Consider the following 18,799-nt stretch of genomic DNA (forward strand, 5'->3'; position numbering starts at 1 on the left):
GCTCAGGCCCAGCTGTCCTCCGGCGTAGATGCGGATGCGGCATTGTCGATGACGGCATGAATGCGCCCCGCCGCTGCGAGCGCATCGCGCCACAACTCAAGAGCGCCGTCAGACTGGAAAGATCGGCCTAACCGGTCAATCCGTTCCGCCGATCTTACGGAGCAGGGCTTCCGCTCCTCACCTGTCGCCGCCATAATGGATTGTCGCGCTGGACCGCTGAGAGCTAAGGAGTGATCAGGTGAACATCAAAAGCATCGGATTTGTCGGAACCGGCGTTATCACCGAGGCGATGGTTCGCGGGCTTCTCGCTGATCCGGCCTATGCCTTGGAGATTCACGTCTCTCCACGAAGCGCCCACATCGCGGAAACGCTGGCGGGCGCATTCGCAGCCGTGAACATTGCCAAGGACAATCAGGACGTCGTCGATCGCAGCGACATGGTGTTCCTGGCGATACGGCCGCAGGTCGCCGAGGAGGTCGTGCGGGAATTGTCGTTCAGGGCGGGACAGACCGTCGTCAGTGTCGTCGCGGCGACAGAGCGCCATTCCCTCCTCGACTGGATCGGCGCCGACGTGCATCTCGAGCAGGCAATCCCCCTGCCTTTCGTCGCAACGCGCCAGGGCGTCACCGCCATCTATCCGCCCGATGATACGGTCGCAGCGCTGTTCGACACGCTTGGGACAGCCGTCCAATGTCAGTCGAGGAAGGAATACGACCTTCTCGCAGCCGCAAGCGCAACGATGTCCACCTATTTCGGAATCATGGAAACGGTCGGCGTCTGGCTGGAAACGAGCGGCCTCGAAAGAGCGAAAGCAAATGCCTACATCGCCCCTCTCTTCGCGAGCCTGGCGCAAAAGGCAAGCGGCCCCGGCGCCGAGCCGTTCAGCACGCTGAGCCGCGAATTCGCAACCAGGGGCGGGCTGAACGAGCAGGTTCTGACCGACTTCGAGACAAAGGGCGGCATCGCGGCGCTGACCGAAGCGCTCGACGGCGTGCTCGCCCGCATCGAGGGCAGGAACTAAAAAGTAGGCGGCGTGCAGGCGCTGATAACCTCGCAGGCCACCGGCCCGATGCAGCGGAACCGGTGCGGGCGCCGGCTTTCGAAATAATAAGCGTCACCTGGCCCCAGCACGCGTCGTTCGTCGTCGACCGTGACCTCGAGCCTTCCCGAGAGCACGATCCCGCCCTCCTCTCCCTCGTGGACAAGAGGAATTTTTCCAGTGTCGGCACCCGGCTGGTAGCACTCCTTAAGCATCTGCAGGCTGCGCCCGAACAGGGTTTCGCCAACCTGCTTGTAGGAGATGGCACCCTTGCCGATCTCCACCAGTTCCTCAGCCGCGTAGAAAGCCTTTTTCGGACGTTCAGGTTCGAAGGCGAAGAATTCCGCCAGCCCGATCGGGATGCCGTCGAGAATTCGCTTCAGGGCTCCAACCGACGGATTGGAGGCGTTCGATTCGATCAGCGAGATCGTCGAGTTCGGCACACCGGTGCGTTTGGCGAGCTCGCGCTGGGAAAGCTTGTGGGCGATGCGAAGATGGCGAAGGCGGCTGCCGATATCGACTGACATGATGGATCCGTTTGCGTTGTTCAGGATATCTAAAATGTGTCGCATGGGCCAAGATATTTCAACAACTTGCGCCGGCAAAGAAAAGGACTTGTTTGCAAAGGAGAAATCATCATTCTCGACCCATCCCAAGGAGGCCAGAATGGATCAGATGAACAAAACGAATGCGCCCGTACTCGAAAACTTCTGGATGCCATTCACGGCCAACCGGCAGTTCAAGGCCACGCCGCGCCTTTTGGCCGCCGCGGAGGGCATGTACTACACCGACGTTGACGGAAACCGGGTTCTTGACGGCACGGCCGGGCTCTGGTGCTGCAATGCCGGCCACGGCCGCAAGAAGATCTCCCAGGCGGTCGAGCGCCAGCTTGCCACCCTCGATTATGCCCCGACTTTCCAGATGGGCCATCCGATCGCCTTCGATTTCGCCGCGAAGCTCGCCGCAACCGCGCCGGGCGGGGCTGACGCCAAGCTCGACAGAGTCTTTTTCACCGGCTCGGGCTCGGAGTCGGTCGATACGGCGCTGAAGATCGCTATCGCCTATCAGCGCGCGATCGGCCAGGGAACACGCACGCGCATCATCGGCCGCGAGAAGGGATATCACGGCGTCGGCTTCGGCGGCATTTCCGTCGGCGGCCTCGTCAACAACCGCCGCGTCTTCCCGCAAATCCCGGCCGACCATATGCGCCACACGCTCGACATCGAGCGTAATGCCTTTTCCAAGGGTCTTCCCGCCCATGGCGTCGAACTGGCCGACGATCTCGAACGCCTGGTGCAGTTGCACGGCGCCGAAACCATCGCCGCCGTCATCGTCGAGCCGATGGCGGGATCGGCGGGCGTGGTGCTTCCGCCGAAAGGCTATTTGGAGAAACTGCGCGCCACTGCCGACAAGCACGGCATCCTGCTGATCTTCGACGAGGTCATCACCGGCTTCGGCCGTCTCGGCACACCTTTCGCGGTGGATTATTTCGGCGTCGTGCCTGACCTCGTCACCACCGCAAAGGGCCTGACCAACGGCGCCATCCCGATGGGCGCGGTCTTTGCCAGCCGTAAGGTTCATGACGGACTTATGGTCGGACCGGACAATGCGATCGAACTCTTCCACGGCTATACCTATTCCGGCCATCCGGTCGCCTGCGCCGCCGGTCTCGCCACCCTCGAAATCTACGAGGAAGAAGGCCTCCTGACGCGCGCAGCCGAGCTTGCCGACCACTGGCAGGAAGCCGTTCACTCGTTAAAGGGCCTGCCTCACGTCGTCGACATCCGCAACCTCCGACTGGTCGGCGCAATCGAACTTACTCCCCGTGACGGGGCACCGGGAACCCGTGCCTACGACGTCTTCGTCGATTGCTTCAAGAGGGGCCTGCTGATCCGTGTGACCGGCGATATTATCGCGCTTTCTCCGCCGCTCATCGTCGAGAAAGACCAGATCGACACGATCGTCTCGACGATCGGCGATGCGCTGAAGCGCGCGGCATAATCCAAGCCGGCTCTGGGAGCTCTCGCAATGATCGCCGACGGGCTCTTCGAACGGTTCCCCTTCGACGAGATCTACGGAATCCAACAGATTTTCACATCGGGATCGTCTGCGGCGGCTCCGGCCAAGCTGAAATCCTTGAGCCAGGTTAGCGCTTCACGGTCTGTGACGGCAACAGGCCGAAACGCTTCCGGTAGTCAGCTGCAAATCGCCCGAGATGGGTGAACCCCCATCTCAGCGCGATTTCGGCGATGGCCTGGGTTCCGTCTGATTCCAGCAGATCGCGATGGGCGGCAGCCATCCTGATTTCATGCAGATAGGCGATCGGAGTGGTGTTCCTGAACTGACGGAAGCCCTGCTGCAAAGTTCGAACGCTTACCTTGGCCGCCATGGCGATTTCGCTGAGCGAGATCGGTTCCGCGATATGTTCCTGCATGAAATCCATGGCCCATTTCACATGACGCGGGGCCGGGAGAGGCGCGGAGCGCGCCAGTTCCTCCGAATAGTGATGGGGACATGTCTCCAGAAGCAGGTACACCGCTGCATCGCAGAGCGATCTGACTGCAAGAGGTGAGCGTTGCAGCAAGCCGTTGCCACTGAGGCCGCTGTGGAGGTTGGAGACGAGTTGCTGCAGGAGAAACCCCGGACCGGCCGTCAGATCGATGTCGGTGCGAAAGCCGACATCGCCGCTGATCGTCCGCTCGCACATATGGGTGAGCTGCGCAGCGATCTTGGCGCGGTCGATGAAAAGGCAGAAATGACGGCGGGGGCCGACGATCCTCGTTCCCCTGACGGCGCCCTGTTCCAGGATTACGCCGCGACCCGGAAGCGAATATATCGGCTCCCGCTTGCCGCCGAACAACATCATCCCCTGTGTCGGCACGAACATAGACAGTTTATCGGCGACCCCGTCTCGCCTGCTGGAAATCGAACCTTCGTAAGAGCAATCGGCGACGCTTACATCTTCCATCGAGATGAAATTGCAGCGATATCCAATGGGCGTCGTGCCTTCCGCCGAAACGCTTATCTTGGATGTCGGCGTTGACAATGCTTCTGCGAGCTGATCCGCGTCCGTTCCGTTCTGCACGGTTGCCCGAAAAGACACGTTCGCTACTCCCGACGGTTGGACCAGGTTGCCAGGGGCATGCCAATCGGAGCTAGCGGACATTCGTGACCTCGCAAAAGATGACCGCAAGTGACAAGCGTATCATCTCATTCATTCCTCCTGCCGTCTATGCGCGTCAGCCGTATCGGCTAACGGCAAGATCCCTCGCATCGATATCAGGCGTGGCGCCGCCGACGAGGTCGCTGATCAGCCGCGCCGAACCCGTGCTCATGGTCCAGCCGAGCGTGCCGTGACCCGTATTGAGGTACAGGCCTGCGATCTTGGTCGGCCCGATGACCGGCGTGCCGTCCGGCGTCATCGGGCGCAGGCCGGACCAGAAGGAAGCCCTGGAAACGTCGCCCCCGGGGAAAAGATCGGTGACGGAATGTTCGAGCGTGCTGCGGCGGGCGAGACCGAGATCGTTGGTATAGCCCGATATTTCGGCCATGCCGCCGACGCGGATGCGGTCGCCGAGCCGGGTGATCGCGATCTTGTAGGTTTCGTCCATGACGGTCGATTCCGGCGCGCGCGCGGCATCGGTAATCGGGATGGTCAGCGAATAGCCCTTGACCGGATAGACCGGCAGGCGAATGCCGAGCGGCTTCAGCAGCAGCGGCGAATAGCTGCCGAGCGCGACCACGACGGCATCCGCGCTCAACCGCTCGCGCCCGCGATCAAGATCGCGATCGGTGACAATCCCGCGCACGCGGCCGGCCTCGACGTCGAGAGCCTTGATCGTCGTCCCATATGCGAAACGGACGCCGAGCGCCTCGGCTCTGTCGGCTAGCGCATTGGTGAACTTGAAGCAATCGCCGGTTTCGTCCTTCGGCGTCAGCAGCCCGCCGACGATCTTGTCGCGCACGTGCTTCAGCGCCGGTTCGACGCGAATGCAGCCATCCCGGTCCAAGACCTCGTAGGGAATGCCGTCGGCGGCGAGCGCCTTGACGTCCTTCGCTGAGGCATCGAGCTGCTGCTGCGTGCGAAACAGCTGCAGAGTTCCCTGCATGCGTTCGTCATAGGTGATACCGGTTTCGGCGCGAAGCTCGGCGAGCGCGACGCGGCTGTAATCGGCAAGACGTAGCATGCGGCTCTTGTTGATCGCGTAGCGCTCGGAGGTGCAGTTCGACAGCATCCTCGCCATCCAGGAGAGCATGGCCATGTCCAATTTCGGGCGCAGGATGAGCGGCGCATGCTTCATGAACAGCCATTTCATGGCCTTCATTGGAATGCCGGGTGCCGCCCATGGGGAGCAATAGCCGAACGAGACTTCGCCGGCATTGGCAAAGCTCGTCTCCAGCGCTGGCCCCGATTGCCGATCGACGACGGTTACCTCGTGGCCTGCCTTGGCCAATTGATAGGCGGATGTGACACCGACGATGCCGGCGCCCAGAACGATGACTTTCATGATGTCCCCAAGGATGGAGCCAGCCGGCTCTCAGCGATATTGCCTGTGATACCGATCGCCGAGACCGGTCAGGATTTCATAAGATATGGTGTCGGCATCCCGCGCAATATCCTCGATCGTCTGATGCGGACCGAGTACCTCGACAAGGCTGCCGAGCGTCAGCGCGCCTTCGGGCAGCGCCGACATATCGACCGTGATGCTGTCCATCGAAACGCGGCCGACGATCGGCAGGCGGGTGCCCTTGTAGTAGACGGCTCCGCGGTCGCTCAGGCAGCGCGGCAGGCCATCGGCATAGCCGGCGGCAATGGTGGCGAGACGCATTTCCCGTTGCGCGACATGCGCGCCACCATAACCAACCTTGGTGCCCGGTGATACGGTCCGCGTCTGCACGACGGCAACATCGAGACTGACGACCGGCTCCATCGGGTTCGCCGGGCCGGCGCTCGGAGCGCCGCCGTAAAGCGCGATGCCCGGCCGGGCGAGCACGCCATGATAGGCTTTGCCAAGGAAAACCCCGCCGGAATTGGCGAAGGAGATGTCGAAGCCTGGAAATTCGTCGGCAATGCAGGACATTTCTGCCAGCTGGTCGCTGTTCTGCTGGCCCTCGGTCTCATCTGCCGAGGCCAGGTGGCTCATGATGAACAGGACTTCGATGTTGGTGCCGTTGCGAAGGGCTGTCGCCAGTTCCGCCCTTTCCTCCGGGGGAAAGCCCAGCCGCGACATGCCGGTGTCGAATTGCAGGACGGCGGGCAGGCAGCGCTTCAGCGCGCGCGCCGCCGCCGACCATTGCTGCCACTGGGCGAGCGAATTGAGGACCGGTACAATGTCCAGTTCGGCGCAGGCAATTTCATTGCCCGGCTGCAGGCCGTTCAGAACGAAAATCTGGGCGTCCTGCGCGAGCGCCGGCCGCAGCCGCGCTGCCTCGACGAATTGAGCAACGAAGAAGTGCCGGCAACCTTGGGCGTAGAGGGTTTTCGCCACCCGCTCCGCGCCGAGGCCATAGGCATCGGCCTTGACAACGGCGCCAGCGCGCACGGGGACCAGCATCGACACGAGCTTCCGATAATTGCGGCCCAGTGCCGCAAGATCGATCGTCAGAAAGCCCGTGGCTCCCTGCGTGATCGTGGCAGTACGTGCATGGGAGACCAAAATAGCGCTGTCCATGTTCACCCTCTTGTTTCCATGGAGTGTATGAAAGAATAGGCGATATTGCCGGTCATTTCGTCTTATAATATTGCACGGCTTGCATTTTGTGCGCATAATCTACGAAAATTTGGGACAATCGAGCATGCCTGCCCTCGACACGACAGATCGCAACATCCTGAGGCTGCTGCGCCTTGACGCCAGGATGAGCAATGCCAAGCTTGCTGCCGAAATCGGCCTTTCGCCATCGGCCTGCCTCAGACGTATCAAGATCATGGAAAAGACGGGCGTGATCCGCGGCTACACGGCGCTTCTCGATACGAGCAATGCGGATGCGATGATTGCCGTTATCATCAACATCACCCTCGAACGGCAGACGGAGGATTATCTCGACCGTTTCGAGGCGGCCGTCCGCCGTCATCCGGAAATCCGCGAATGTTTCCTGATGACGGGTGGATCCGACTATCTGCTGCGCGTGGAAGTCGCCAATGCCGGCGAATTCGAACGGATCCACAAGGAAATATTATCGGCCTTGCCAGGCGTCCTCAGGATTCACTCCAGCTTCTCGATCCGCAACGTCCTGGCGACGCGCACCAAAAGTAAGCGATGAGCAGGCGTCGGCCTGAATCGCTCTCCAGTCTTGCAGCCCGCGTCTCCAGACGCGTAGACGACACTGATCCTCGAATTGCTTCCCTGAAGCAGTTGCGGTGTCGGGCCGATCACTCCAACGGAGTCACTGATCTCTTCGAGGCTCTGTCAGGCTAACCGGATAGAGTTGGCTTGCCCGAACTCCAATGCTTCCTGCGCCAATCGCCCTGCCAGTTCGGCAAACGACTGCGGCCGTCCAAAAGCATAACCCTGGAGAGTGTGGACGCCAAGATCGGCGAGCACTTTGGCATGCTCGAAGGTTTCCACGCCTTCCGCAATCACCTCCATGTCAAGCGCGCGCGCTATGTCGACCAGCGAACTGACAAGCCGGCGGCTGGGAACGGATTGCAGGATCGGCATCACAAGCTGGCGATCGATCTTGACGCGGTCCGGTCTGAGCTCGAGCAGGCCCAGCAAGGAGGCATGCCCCGATCCAAGATCGTCGATCTCGATGTCGATACCGAAGGACTTGATGGCCTGGATGTTCTGGCGCACCCGATCGCTCAGGCTGTCCAGGAATATCGTCTCTATCAGCTCGAAGCTCAATCGGCCGGGCGGGATGTCATAGCCGCCGAGTTTCGTTGTCAATTCGGGATCATCGAGACGCTCGGCGGAGAGGTTGATCGACAGCCGAATGCGCTCGAGCAGCGAGGCCGAGGATCTCATATCCAATAGGACGGCCCTCAGGATGACATCGTCAAGCTCTGCGACCAATCCGTTCGACGAGGCGAGAGGCAGGAAATGCGCCGGAGCGAGAATTCCTCTCGTAGGATGGTGCCATCTCGCCAGAGCTTCGATGCCGTTTACCCGGAAAGACCTGGCGTCGACCTGCACCTGGTAAAACGGACGGATCTGGCCGAGCGCCAATCCGGATCGCAGATCCTGGACGAGCTGCCTTTCGTTCGCCAGCCTCGAAGCCATCTCGTCGGTGAAAATCTCGGCGCGATTCCGGCCATTCCGTTTGGCGTGGTACAAAGCCAGGTCCGACTGGGAGAGCAGCTTGGCAAAGTCTCCGCTCATGGCGCTGGCAACGCCAATGGAACACTGCACGCTGAGTGCCTGGTCGACACCAGGAAGCGGGCTTTCCAGGCGTCGCTGAATATGATCGAGCACCGCCCTCATCCTGTCGGGCTCGTCTTCAGTGACGATGACTGCGAACTCGTCGCCGCCGAGGCGCGCTGCGACGTCATCTGCGGAAATGGCCTCCAGAAGAATCTCGCTGAGATGACACAGAACGAGGTCGCCGACCGCATGCCCGAAGCGATCATTGATCTCCTTGAAATGGTCCACGTCTATATGGAGAAGCGCAACCTTGACGCCCTCCTGCCTGGCAAGCTCGGACAGGGCGAAATCGAAACTACGCCGGTTCAAGAGACCGGTGAGGTGATCGTGATCGGCCGCGAACCGAGCTTCCGCCCGGCTCCTCTCCAGTTCCTTGTTGAGCAGAACGTCGTCGGTCACATCCCATTCGGCGCCGACAAAGCAGGGGTCGCCGGCCGCATCGACGAAATAGCGAGCGCGCGAACGCAGATAGCGAATCGCTCCGTCTGGTCGGACAATGCGAAATTCCGATGCGTAATCCGATCTGGTTTCGATCGCCCGCAGAAATATTTCATTGGTCGCCGCCAGATCATCGGGGTGGACGCTGTCCAGCCAGATAACATCAAGCGGCGCTTTCGGAACGCCATAGATCAGCTTGAGCTGCTCGTCCCAGCGCGTCTGATTTTTTGCGATATTGTGCTGCCAGATGCCAATCCTGGATGCCTCAAGAGCCAAGCCAAGCTGGCGAAGCAGATTTTCAAGTTCGACATTCGTTCTGGATCGTTTGCTGCTCAAGGCAATCTCGCTGTTACGTTCGCCGGAGTGTCGCATTGAATATCTTAAAGAGTGCTAATCGAACGAAGGCCAAAGACCCTGTTGGCCAATCAGTCAGCCCAGAAACGGCCAGTGCGATGCACAAATATAACGCTCTTGCGAATGCCACCGCCCTGGCAACAGCACAAATACTAATCACATATTCAGACTGCCCATGAAATAAGCACGCTGGAACTGACTTATTTTCCCTTTCAGCTCATGAAGTTACTGCCGTCGCTTTGGACTTGGCACACCGATTGCAGGCCTTCAATGTGCATCGGTCAACGGCGACCGCTGCAGATGGGCGCGACATAAGCGCTTACGTTAGACATCGACGTCGCAAGGATTGCCATCCGGGATGCACTCATCCCGTGGACGCATTCCGGCGGCGTTTTTTTGCGTCCGAATTCACCAAGCAGAGGGGAACCTGCAGATGAAGAAGATTTCGACGACTGCGATATCGGCAACCGGCATCACCCGCCGGAGCATGCTCAAGACGACTGCAGCGGCCGCCCTCATCGGCGCCGTCAAGACCGCCTTTCCCTCCGGCGCCTTTGCGGCCGGGGCAGGCCCTGAAGTGAACGGCATCAAGCTCGGCTTCATCGCGCTCACGGATTCCGCGCCGCTGATTATCGCCAAGGAAAAAGGCCTGTTCGAAAAATATGGACTTCCGGAAACGGATGTCGCCAAACAGGCGTCCTGGGGTGCGACGAGAGACAATCTCGTGTTGGGCGGCGCAGCCAACGGTATCGACGGCGCTCACATCCTCTCGCCGCTCCCCTATCTGATGCACACCGGCAAGGTGACGCAGAACAACAAGCCGGTGCCGATGGCAGTCCTTGCCCGGCTCAATCTCGATAGCCAGGGCATCTCCGTCGCCAAGGAATATGCCGAAACCGGCGTCCAGCTCGATGCCTCGAAGCTGAAGGCGGCCTTCGAAAAGAAGAAGACCGAAGGCAAGGAGATCAAGGCCGCCATGACCTTCCCGGGCGGCACCCACGACCTCTGGATCCGCTACTGGCTTGCCGCCGGCGGCATCGACCCGAACAAGGACGTTTCGACCATCGTCGTGCCGCCGCCGCAGATGGTGGCCAACATGAAGGTCGGCAACATGGACGTTTTCTGTGTGGGCGAGCCTTGGAACGAGCAGCTCGTCAACCAGGGCATCGGCTTCACGGCAGCCACCACCGGCGAGCTCTGGAAGGGCCATCCCGAAAAGGCGCTGGGGCTCCGCGCCGAATGGATCGAAAAGAACCCGAATGCCGCCAAGGCCCTGCTGATGGCCGTCATGGAAGCGCAGCAATGGTGCGACAGCATGGACAACAAGGCGGAGATGGCGGAGATTCTCGGCAAGCGTCAATGGTTCAACGTTCCGACCAAGGATGTGCTCGGCCGCCTGAAGGGCGATATCAATTATGGCAATGGCCGCGAGGTCAAGGCGACCGATCTTTACATGAAGTTTTGGAAGGACAGCGCCTCATACCCGTTCAAGAGCCACGATGCCTGGTTCATGACGGAAAACATCCGTTGGGGAAACCTGCCGGCGACGACCGATGTGAAGGCGCTGGTCAACCAGGTGAACCGCGAGGATATCTGGCGCGAGGCTGCCAAGGATCTCGGCATCGCTGCTGCCGACATTCCCGCATCGTCGTCCCGGGGCAAGGAAACCTTCTTCGACGGCAAGGTCTTCGACCCTGAAAATCCCTCCGCCTACCTGGAGAGCCTTTCGATCAAGGCCGTCTCCTGATCCCGCCTCCGGCGCGCGAACGGCGCGCCGGCCTTCCATTCCCGTGAGGAGCGCGCTGATGTCCGCCCTGGCAAATAAAGAAAATCCCTCGATCGTCGCCTCTGCAAAGCCGGCGGCGAAGGTTCTGTCATTCTCCGGCAAGCAAGCATCGCGGATCGATTTTCGCCGCGCGGCGCTGACCGCACTTCACAATGTCCTTCCGCCGTCCGTCGTGCTGGCTCTCGTCCTCCTCCTCTGGCAGGCGCTCTGTTCATCGGCGGACGCCTCTTTGCCTTCGCCGCACCAGGTCTGGCAGGATAGCTACGACCTCATCGCCTATCCGTTCTTCAACTACGGCTCCCAGGATATCGGGCTCGGCTGGCGGGTGCTGGTCTCGCTGCAGCGCGTGGCTTATGGCTTCGGCCTTGCCGCAGTCACCGGCGTCATCATCGGGGCGATCATCGGTCAATCGGTCTGGGCCATGCGCGGCCTCGATCCGATCTTCCAGGTGCTGCGCACGGTGCCGCCGCTCGCTTGGCTGCCGCTGTCGCTCGCCGCATTCCAGGATTCCAGCCCTTCGGCGATCTTCGTCATCTTCATCACCTCGATCTGGCCTGTCATCATCAACACCGCCGTGGGCGTCCGCAATATTCCGCAGGATTATCGCAACGTCGCCGAGGTGCTGCGGCTCAACCAGCTCGAATTCTTCTGGAAGATCATGCTGCCGTCGGCGGCCCCTTACATCTTCACCGGCCTCAGGATCGGCGTCGGCCTTTCCTGGCTCGCCATCGTCGCGGCCGAAATGCTGACCGGCGGCGTCGGCATCGGCTTCTTCATCTGGGATGCGTGGAACTCCTCGCGCCTTCCCGACATCATCGTCGCGCTCGCCTATATCGGCATCGTCGGTTTTGCTCTCGACAAGCTGGTGGCCGCGCTCGGCAAACTCGTCGCCCGCGGCGCCATGGCCAACTGAGGACCATACCGATGAACGCCTATCTCAAGCTCGATCATATCGACAAGCATTTCGATCGCGGAGGCGTGCGCGCCGAAGTCCTGAAGGACATCAACCTGACGATTTCTCAGGGCGAATTCGTTTCGATCATCGGTCATTCCGGTTGCGGCAAGTCCACCCTGCTCAATCTCATTGCCGGCCTGACCCCGGTTTCGGCAGGCGCCGTGCTTCTGGAAAATCAAGAGGTCAACGAGCCAGGCCCGGAACGCGCCGTCGTTTTTCAGAACCATTCGCTCCTGCCCTGGCTGACGGTCTATGAGAACGTGAATCTCGCCGTCTCCAAGGTCTTCAGCCGAACGAAGACCAAGGCCGAGCGACATGACTGGGTGATGGCCAATCTCGACCTCGTGCAGATGGCCCATGCCAGGGACAAGCGGCCCGCGGAGATATCCGGCGGCATGAAGCAGCGCGTCGGCATTGCCCGCGCGCTTTCAATGGAGCCGAAGATCCTGCTGCTCGACGAGCCGTTCGGGGCACTCGACGCATTGACCCGCGCCCATCTTCAGGATGCGGTGATGGAGATCCATAGCCGGCTCGGCAACACGATGGTGATGATCACCCATGATGTCGATGAAGCGGTGCTGCTCTCCGACCGCATCGTGATGATGACCAACGGCCCTGCGGCCCGGATCGGCGAAGTGCTCGACGTCACCATGCCCCGCCCCCGCAACCGCATCGAGCTCGCCTCCGACCGGACATATCTCAAATGCCGCGAGGCCGTGCTCAAATTCCTTTACGAACGCCACCGCTTTATCGAAGCAGCGGAGTAAATCCCGCGGAGATTGCCAATCGGGCCGCGTTACGCATACTGGCCTGATGCAGCAATCAGAAAATCAACCGGCCGCCATCGATGTCGTGCTCTGGAAATATCCGAAGAACGACAGCGGCGAGAAGCGCTGGATGCAGTGGCTTTCACCGAATGAGCGGGAGCGCGCCGCGACCTATCGCTTCGAGCGCGACCGGACCTCGTTCATCGCCGGCCGCTGTCTGCTGCGGCAAGTGCTGAGCGCGCATACCGAGACGCAGACTGACAAGCTGCTGTTGCAGGCGGATGCGTACGGCAAGCTGACGGCCGAGGGTCGCGACGGGCTGCAGTTCAGCCTTTCCAATTCCGACGGGCTGGTGGCCGTCGCCGTCACTTCAGAATGCGAGCGCGTCGGGATCGACTGCGAACGCGCCGACGCCGAAATCGAAGCGGCGGCCTTGGAGAGCTATTGCAGCCTGGACGAACGCTATTGGCTCGATCAACTGCCTCCGGGCGAACGATCGCGTGCAGCCGTTGCCCTTTGGGCGCTCAAGGAGAGCCATCTCAAGGCACTCGGGGTAGGCTTGCGTGAAGATCCCCGCAGCGTCGCCTTTTCCTGGCAGGACGGCTTCCCGGTCCTGGTTCAGAGCGGCGAACCGGACCGGCAATGGCATCACCGCCTGATCGAGAGCGGCAGCCAGCACGTCGCCGCGCTGGCCGTCCACTCACAATTTCGCGCCCCCAGCATTCATGTCCTGACGTTTCGGGATGACAGCATGCCGTCCGAATGGCCGGCCCGGAGCTGATGCGACATGGCAGAAGCTGCCTCCGTCGCCCAGACCAGCTGGGCATTGTCAGGCTCGGCATCGAAATGCTGCCGGCCGAGAAGCGTGTTGACGATCTTGGCGCTACGCCACGCCATGAGGCTGAGCTGCGAGTCGGCTATGCCGTGCGAGTATCGGCCGGCGTTCTGTGCAAACAGGCGGTTGGTCCTCGGGCCTGTCCACTGCATCGTGTAATCGTCGTTCAGGGTGGGATAGCCGTTTCTGTCGAGGCTGATCCTTTCGCTTAGCGATCCGAGCGCATCCGGCAAACGGAACCTGTAGCCGGTCGCAAGAACCACCGCGTCGGCATGAAGCACCTCTATCCCGCCATCGAAATGGTTGCGGACGATGAGCCGATAGGCATTGCCGTTCCGCTCCATCTGGATCACATCGCGGTTCGGCGACAAAGATGCATTCAGCGTGCTCTGCTCAAGGTAACGCAGCGCATAGAGGCGGCGGTAGATCGAGTGGATCGTCGAAATCGACAGGCCGTCGCTGGTCAGGATCGAGTTCTTCAGCGCCGCCTGCTTCTGCTCGCCGCCGAGCTTCAGATAGGCCTGCACATATTCCGGCGAGAAGACCTGGTTCGAAAACGGCGTGTCGTTGATCGGCTCGAAATTGTGGCGCCGGCTGATCCAGGTCAGCTCCTTCATGTTATCAGGATTCCCAAGCAGCGCTTCGACGACTTCGCCGCCGCTCTGCCCACCGCCGACCACGATGATGCGGGCGGCACGAAGAACCTTGAGACGCGATTTCGCCTCGCTGTTGTGGAAGCAATCGGGCCCGAGGAAGGGCTTCGCCCAGTCGGGTACAAAAGGCGAAGAGCCCGTGCCGATCACCAAGTTGCGCGCTTCTTCCTGGCCGTTGTCGAAGCGCAGGACGAAACGGTCGTCGCGGTGCTCGACGTCGCGGATCTCGGTCGAAAAACGCAAGCCCTCCACGCCCTTGGCGACCCACGCGAGATAACGCGCGAATTCCTGCCGGGGAACGGCCTCGTAATTGGCGTTCAGGAAGGCGTAGAGCCTCTTATGAGCCACCAGATAGGAGATGAAGGACCAGCGGCTGGTCGGCAGGACCGGGGTGACGAGGTCCTTCAGGAAGGACGATTGCAGCTCGACGCCGGGCATCATCATGCCGGGATGCCAGTCGAAGGCGCCGCGCCGCTCGAAGAAGCGGCTGCGGACCTCAGGCACCGATTCCAGCAGGCAGGCAAGGCTCAGATTGGAGGGACCGATGCCGATGCCGGCAAGATCGAGCGGCTCATTCAGGGCATCCCTGCGGGTAAAAGCGACGGTCATGCGTTATCCTTCTCTGTTTCCTTAAGACGCAGGGCAAGCCTTGAGTGGAAGGCGGGGGACCCGATCATGTGCAGGTGGTTGGTGCCGGTGATGATCTCGGCCGGGTGCGCGCGCGGCGACAGGCGGCGCCAATCGATCAGGTTCAGGCCGCGATTGAGGCTGTCGTCGGCTGCCCAGGGATAGATCGGCACATCGTGGGGAACGAGCCGATGCTTGCGGAAGATCAGGGCATTGTCGATCAGCACCCAGAACGTATGCTCGCGGCTACTGATATCAGGCCCATCAGTCGGCAGCGGGTCCTTCTCGTCGCCGACGAAGCGCAGGAACTGCTCGTAAGTATCGGCGTCCATCGTCGACAGCAGCCGGTCCCATTCCGGGCGCATAGCCGTCTTTTGCAGCCAAGCCTGCACGTCGCGATGCAGCGCATCGCGTTCGCCAGGCCGGAAGCGCGGCTTGGCGCCGATCGCAAACTCCGAGCCGAGATCGCACACGTCGACCATGGCCAGCATTCTGACATCGACCTTATTGCCGAGGGTGCGGGCAGCCTCATAGGCCAGAAGCCCGCCCCAGGACCAGCCGAGGAAAGTGCAAGGCGCGCCGCTGCTGTGCTTCCTGATGTAATCGATATAGCTCTCGATGATCTCTTCAACGGGCGAGCCGACTTCCTTCTTCTCGGACAGCGAGTGGCAAATGAAGCCAGTCGCCGGCTGGTCGGCGCCGAGATAATCGACGAGTTTCACATATTCGCGGGTGCTGACGAGAAGCCCCGGGAAGCAATAGAGCCGCGGCTTGGCCCCTGAAGCGCGCAGCACGATCACCTCGGAGAGATCTCGCTCCTCCCCTTGTTCCATCACGCCGGCAAAGGCGCGGATGGTCGCGTTGTTGAAGATATCGGCAACGGTGAGCGGGATTTTCGGCCGTCGCTGCCGCAGCTGCGTGAGGATGCGGATCGCGCCCAGCGAATTGCCGCCGATGGCAAAGAAATTATCCTCGACACTGATCGCTTCCAGCTTGAGAACCTGGCGCCAGACATCCAGCACCTCCTCTTCGAGCGCAGTCGCCGGCTCGACGATGGCGCGCTTGACGGGCTGGGGCGCGGGCAGCGCGAAGCGGTCGAGCTTGCTGTTCGGATTGGTCGGCATCCTTTCCAGTTCGACCAAAGCCGCCGGCACCATGTAGGACGGCAGGCTGCGTTCGAGGCCGGCGCGGACCGTCCCGACGTCAAGCCTCTCGTCCTTCTTCGGCACGACATAGGCAACCAGCACCTTTTCGCCGGCATCGTCATCGCGCAGCACGACCAGGGCTTCGCCGACGCCGGGCTGCTGGAGGAGTGCTGCTTCGATCTCGCCGAGCTCGATGCGGTAACCGCGCAGCTTCACCTGATGGTCGACGCGGCCGACGAACTCGACGGTTCCATCCTCACGCCAGCGCGTCAGGTCGCCGGAACGATAAAGCCGGCCACCCTCTTTCGAGAAGGGATCGGGGATGAAGCGGTCCGCCGTCGTATCCGGCTTGCGGAGATAGCCGCGGGCAATGCCCTCGCCGCCGATATAAAGCTCGCCGGTCACGCCGATCGGGCACGGATTGAGGTCGGGATCGAGCACATAGACGCGCCGGAGCCCGACGGCGCGTCCGAGCGGCGCATAGACGCCCTGGAACTTGGTGCCGGCCCGCACCTTCCAGACCATTGGGGTCATGATCGTTTCCGTGGGACCGTAGCCGTTGATCAGCCATTCCGATTTCAGCGCCCGCGACAAGAGGTCGAAGGTCGATTGCGCGAGCCCCTCGCCGCCGAAGGAATAGAGCCGCATCGGCGGGGCGCCGTCGGTAATGTCGGCCCATTCCGCCAGCTGCTGCAGGTAGGTCGTGGGGATGCTGGCATTGTTGGCGCCATGCTTGCGCATCGCCGTCAGCGTTTCTTCCGGCGTCCAGAGCGGCTGGTCGGGAAGGATGATGCTGCCGCCCTCCATCAGCGGGTTCATCCAGCGCTCATGGCCGCCATCCGAACTGAAGGGCAGGAAGGGCAGCTCGCGGGACTCCGAGCTCATGCCATAGACGCGCGAGGTATTCTGCAGATGGTGCGTCAGCGGCCCGTGCTCGACGGCGACACCTTTCGGCAATCCCGTGGATCCCGAGGTATACATGACATAAGCGAGCTGATCCTTGTGCGTGGGAATATAGAGCGGCGTGTCCGGCTCGCCGTCGAGGTCGAGCTTGTCGAGTTCGAGGACGATGGCGTCGAGCTCTTCCGGCAGGCGGTGGCGCAGCCAGCTGTGGGTGAGGACGATCTTCACCCCGCCATCGCGCAGGATGTGATGGTTTCGCACCGGCGGATGATCTGGCTCGACCGGAATATAGGCGCCCCCGGCCTTCAGCGTGGCAAGGATGCCGACGATCGCCTCCGGAGAGCGCTTGATGAAGATCGCGACCGTCACTTCGGCGCGGACACCGAGCTGCCGCAGCCGATGCCCGAGGCGGTTCGTGCTCGCCTCCAACCAGCCATGGCTCCACTCCTCGTCGCCATAAACGATGGCCGTCTTCTCAGGCGTCCGGCGCGAATGGGCCGAAATCAGCTCGTGCACCGGCCGGTCGTCATTGACGACGTCATCCTCATAAGGCGCCGACAACCAGTCGAGCTCGTCGCTGCCGACGAGTTCGATATCTCTAATCCTGAGATTTGGCTGCGCGACGATCTGCTCGAGCACCAGACGGAAATGCTTGGCGACACGGGCGATCAGGGCGCCGTCGTAGAGATCCTGAGCATAGTCGATCAGCCCGTACGCGGCGCCATCTGTGCGAGCCTCGATCACGAGGGAAAGCTCGCTATCGGCGCGCGCGCCCAGCGGTTCCAGGTTCGTCGCCTGCCTCGGAACCGGATAGGGCTCGCGGAATTCGAACAGCGCCTTGACCACGGCTTCCTGTGCGGCCGCTTCGTCGACGACCAGCTCCTGCGTGATGCGCTCCAGCGGCACGAGGCGGGCAAGCCCCTCCTCCGTCACTGAGGAGATCGCCGCGACGACATCATCGAGAGAGTGCCGGGAGGTCAGCGAAAGCACGAGAGGAAGCACCTGTTCGGCGCGGCCGCGGCTGGCGAAATGCTCGGTGCCGGGGCGGGCGATCAGCAGCCCGGTCAGCAAAGCATAGTTGCTGCTGTAGCGCGCCAGCAGCGCGCAGAAGGCGGCGTGAAGCACATGCTCGATCTGGTATCTCTTGCCGTGTGCATGCCGTTCGAGCTTGGCCCAGAGGTTGGGCTCGATCGCAAACCGATGCTCAGCACGCGCCACGCCGGCCAGCCCGCCGCTGTTAAAGCGGGTGGGGAAGGTCGAGGCCGCGTAGTCGAGACCGATCGTGTCGCGCCAATAGGCAAGCGCTTCGCGCGCTTCATCCGTCTCCAGCCACTCTTCCTCCCGCATTCCCGCCGATATTTCCGCCGGCTGCACGTCGCCGGCGGGTTCACCATCGAGAATGCGCGCCAGCGAAGCGGCAAGAAGGGATTTTTCGCGGTCGTCTGAGATGATCGGATGCAGCACGATCGTCAGCAGCGACTGCCCGTCGGCCAGCAGGATGATCTGGATGCGCGCGCCCGGTCCGTCCAGCAGATCGAAGCGTCTGTCGCGAAAGGCTTTCCGCGCGGCCAAGGCCTCAGCCTCGGAAAGAGCCGCTCCTTCCTTGCCGAGGATTTCGATCGGCACGGCGTTCGATGCGCCGCGATATTGCTCGATGCGCCCACCCGCCAGCCGGCGGAAACGAGTGGAAAGCGACGGGTTCTCAGCCAGGAGCGCGCGGCAGGCGCCGGCGATCGTCTCGACGCCGGTCGTGGCGCCCAAGCGCAGCCCGATGACCTGATCGGGAAAGACCGTGTAATTGCCGATCTGCTCCAGCGACCAGATGCGCTTCTGCGCGATCGTCAGCGGAAAACTCTCGAAGACGGCATCCACAGCGTCGGTCGGGCGGGCATCGGCGAAATTGGTAATCTGCTTGTTCATCTTGCCATCCGGACGT

The 18,799-nt window shown here is 61.6% G+C and carries 14 protein-coding genes; 7 read left to right on the plus strand and 7 right to left on the minus strand.

Annotation, left to right across the window (positions count from 1 at the left end; all coding sequences use genetic code 11):
• The first annotated feature begins 238 nt into the window (after positions 1-238).
• A complete protein-coding gene (locus tag PH551_RS21400; RefSeq protein ID WP_285194872.1) occupies positions 239-1,021 on the plus strand; it encodes a pyrroline-5-carboxylate reductase in 783 nt (260 codons plus the stop codon).
• Here the strand turns inward: PH551_RS21400 and PH551_RS21405 are convergent.
• Positions 1,018-1,566, minus strand: coding sequence for a cupin domain-containing protein (locus PH551_RS21405; RefSeq protein WP_085781805.1), 549 nt, complete (start codon positions 1,564-1,566; stop codon positions 1,018-1,020). The genes PH551_RS21400 and PH551_RS21405 overlap by 4 nt on opposite strands.
• A 139-nt stretch (positions 1,567-1,705) precedes the next feature.
• On the opposite strand from PH551_RS21405, the gene aptA reads away from it, so the two are divergent.
• Positions 1,706-3,040, plus strand: a complete 1,335-nt coding sequence (gene aptA / locus PH551_RS21410; protein WP_285194873.1) for an omega-aminotransferase AptA — start codon at positions 1,706-1,708, stop codon at positions 3,038-3,040.
• A gap of 145 nt (positions 3,041-3,185) precedes the next feature.
• Here aptA and PH551_RS21415 read toward each other — a convergent pair whose 3' ends face one another.
• The 3 genes from PH551_RS21415 to alr form a co-directional block, all read right to left on the minus strand.
• Positions 3,186-4,205: an AraC family transcriptional regulator gene (locus PH551_RS21415; protein WP_285194874.1), complete on the minus strand. Its 1,020-nt coding sequence runs from the start codon at positions 4,203-4,205 to the stop codon at positions 3,186-3,188.
• 73 nt (positions 4,206-4,278) lie between these two features.
• On the minus strand, positions 4,279-5,547 hold the full coding sequence (locus PH551_RS21420) for a D-amino acid dehydrogenase (RefSeq protein WP_285194875.1): 1,269 nt from the start codon (positions 5,545-5,547) through the stop codon (positions 4,279-4,281).
• A gap of 30 nt (positions 5,548-5,577) precedes the next feature.
• A complete protein-coding gene (gene alr / locus PH551_RS21425) occupies positions 5,578-6,711 on the minus strand; it encodes an alanine racemase (RefSeq protein WP_285194876.1) in 1,134 nt (377 codons plus the stop codon).
• 124 nt (positions 6,712-6,835) lie between these two features.
• On the opposite strand from alr, the gene PH551_RS21430 reads away from it, so the two are divergent.
• Positions 6,836-7,300 (plus strand): Lrp/AsnC family transcriptional regulator, encoded by a 465-nt coding sequence (locus tag PH551_RS21430; RefSeq protein WP_085782073.1) that lies wholly within the window; start codon positions 6,836-6,838, stop codon positions 7,298-7,300.
• A 146-nt stretch (positions 7,301-7,446) separates the two neighbouring features.
• Here the strand turns inward: PH551_RS21430 and PH551_RS21435 are convergent, their stop codons facing one another.
• A complete protein-coding gene (locus PH551_RS21435) occupies positions 7,447-9,210 on the minus strand; it encodes a putative bifunctional diguanylate cyclase/phosphodiesterase (protein ID WP_285194877.1) in 1,764 nt (587 codons plus the stop codon).
• Positions 9,211-9,625: 415 nt separating this feature from the next.
• Here PH551_RS21435 and PH551_RS21440 point away from each other — a divergent pair, with 415 nt between their 5' ends.
• From PH551_RS21440 to PH551_RS21455, 4 genes are read left to right on the plus strand one after another with little or no spacing between them, the layout of a single operon-like run.
• Entirely contained in the window at positions 9,626-10,939 is a 1,314-nt protein-coding gene (locus PH551_RS21440; RefSeq protein WP_285194878.1) for a CmpA/NrtA family ABC transporter substrate-binding protein, read from the plus strand.
• A 58-nt stretch (positions 10,940-10,997) separates the two neighbouring features.
• Positions 10,998-11,891: a nitrate ABC transporter permease gene (ntrB, locus tag PH551_RS21445; protein ID WP_285194879.1), complete on the plus strand. Its 894-nt coding sequence runs from the start codon at positions 10,998-11,000 to the stop codon at positions 11,889-11,891.
• Positions 11,892-11,902: 11 nt separating this feature from the next.
• Positions 11,903-12,700, plus strand: coding sequence for an ABC transporter ATP-binding protein (locus PH551_RS21450; protein ID WP_085781813.1), 798 nt, complete (start codon positions 11,903-11,905; stop codon positions 12,698-12,700).
• Between the two features lie 46 nt (positions 12,701-12,746).
• Complete coding sequence (locus PH551_RS21455; protein WP_285194880.1) at positions 12,747-13,481, plus strand: 4'-phosphopantetheinyl transferase family protein; 735 nt, start codon at positions 12,747-12,749, stop codon at positions 13,479-13,481.
• Here the strand turns inward: PH551_RS21455 and PH551_RS21460 are convergent.
• Together PH551_RS21460 and PH551_RS21465 are read right to left on the minus strand one after the other, a co-directional pair.
• Positions 13,424-14,797, minus strand: a complete 1,374-nt coding sequence (locus PH551_RS21460; RefSeq protein WP_285194881.1) for a lysine N(6)-hydroxylase/L-ornithine N(5)-oxygenase family protein — start codon at positions 14,795-14,797, stop codon at positions 13,424-13,426. The two genes, PH551_RS21455 and PH551_RS21460, sit on opposite strands and share 58 nt — an antisense overlap.
• A complete protein-coding gene (locus PH551_RS21465) occupies positions 14,794-18,783 on the minus strand; it encodes an amino acid adenylation domain-containing protein (protein WP_285194883.1) in 3,990 nt (1,329 codons plus the stop codon). Before PH551_RS21465 ends, PH551_RS21460 begins: the two co-directional genes overlap by 4 nt.
• Positions 18,784-18,799 lie beyond the last annotated feature (16 nt).

The organism is Rhizobium atlanticum (assembly GCF_030182485.1).
Classification (GTDB): Bacteria; Pseudomonadota; Alphaproteobacteria; order Rhizobiales; family Rhizobiaceae; genus Rhizobium.

Bases quoted from the DNA above. Each gene is read 5' to 3' on its own strand.
- PH551_RS21405 (WP_085781805.1), bottom strand. From the start codon at position 1,566: ATGTCAGTCGATATCGGCAGCCGCCTTCGCCATCTTCGCATCGCCCAC.
- aptA (WP_285194873.1), top strand. From the start codon at position 1,706: ATGGATCAGATGAACAAAACGAATGCGCCCGTACTCGAAAACTTCTGG.
- PH551_RS21415 (WP_285194874.1), bottom strand. From the start codon at position 4,205: ATGTCCGCTAGCTCCGATTGGCATGCCCCTGGCAACCTGGTCCAACCG.
- PH551_RS21420 (WP_285194875.1), bottom strand. From the start codon at position 5,547: ATGAAAGTCATCGTTCTGGGCGCCGGCATCGTCGGTGTCACATCCGCC.
- alr (WP_285194876.1), bottom strand. From the start codon at position 6,711: ATGGACAGCGCTATTTTGGTCTCCCATGCACGTACTGCCACGATCACG.
- PH551_RS21430 (WP_085782073.1), top strand. From the start codon at position 6,836: ATGCCTGCCCTCGACACGACAGATCGCAACATCCTGAGGCTGCTGCGC.
- PH551_RS21435 (WP_285194877.1), bottom strand. From the start codon at position 9,210: ATGCGACACTCCGGCGAACGTAACAGCGAGATTGCCTTGAGCAGCAAA.
- PH551_RS21440 (WP_285194878.1), top strand. From the start codon at position 9,626: ATGAAGAAGATTTCGACGACTGCGATATCGGCAACCGGCATCACCCGC.
- ntrB (WP_285194879.1), top strand. From the start codon at position 10,998: ATGTCCGCCCTGGCAAATAAAGAAAATCCCTCGATCGTCGCCTCTGCA.
- PH551_RS21450 (WP_085781813.1), top strand. From the start codon at position 11,903: ATGAACGCCTATCTCAAGCTCGATCATATCGACAAGCATTTCGATCGC.
- PH551_RS21455 (WP_285194880.1), top strand. From the start codon at position 12,747: ATGCAGCAATCAGAAAATCAACCGGCCGCCATCGATGTCGTGCTCTGG.
- PH551_RS21460 (WP_285194881.1), bottom strand. From the start codon at position 14,797: ATGACCGTCGCTTTTACCCGCAGGGATGCCCTGAATGAGCCGCTCGAT.
- PH551_RS21465 (WP_285194883.1), bottom strand. From the start codon at position 18,783: ATGAACAAGCAGATTACCAATTTCGCCGATGCCCGCCCGACCGACGCT.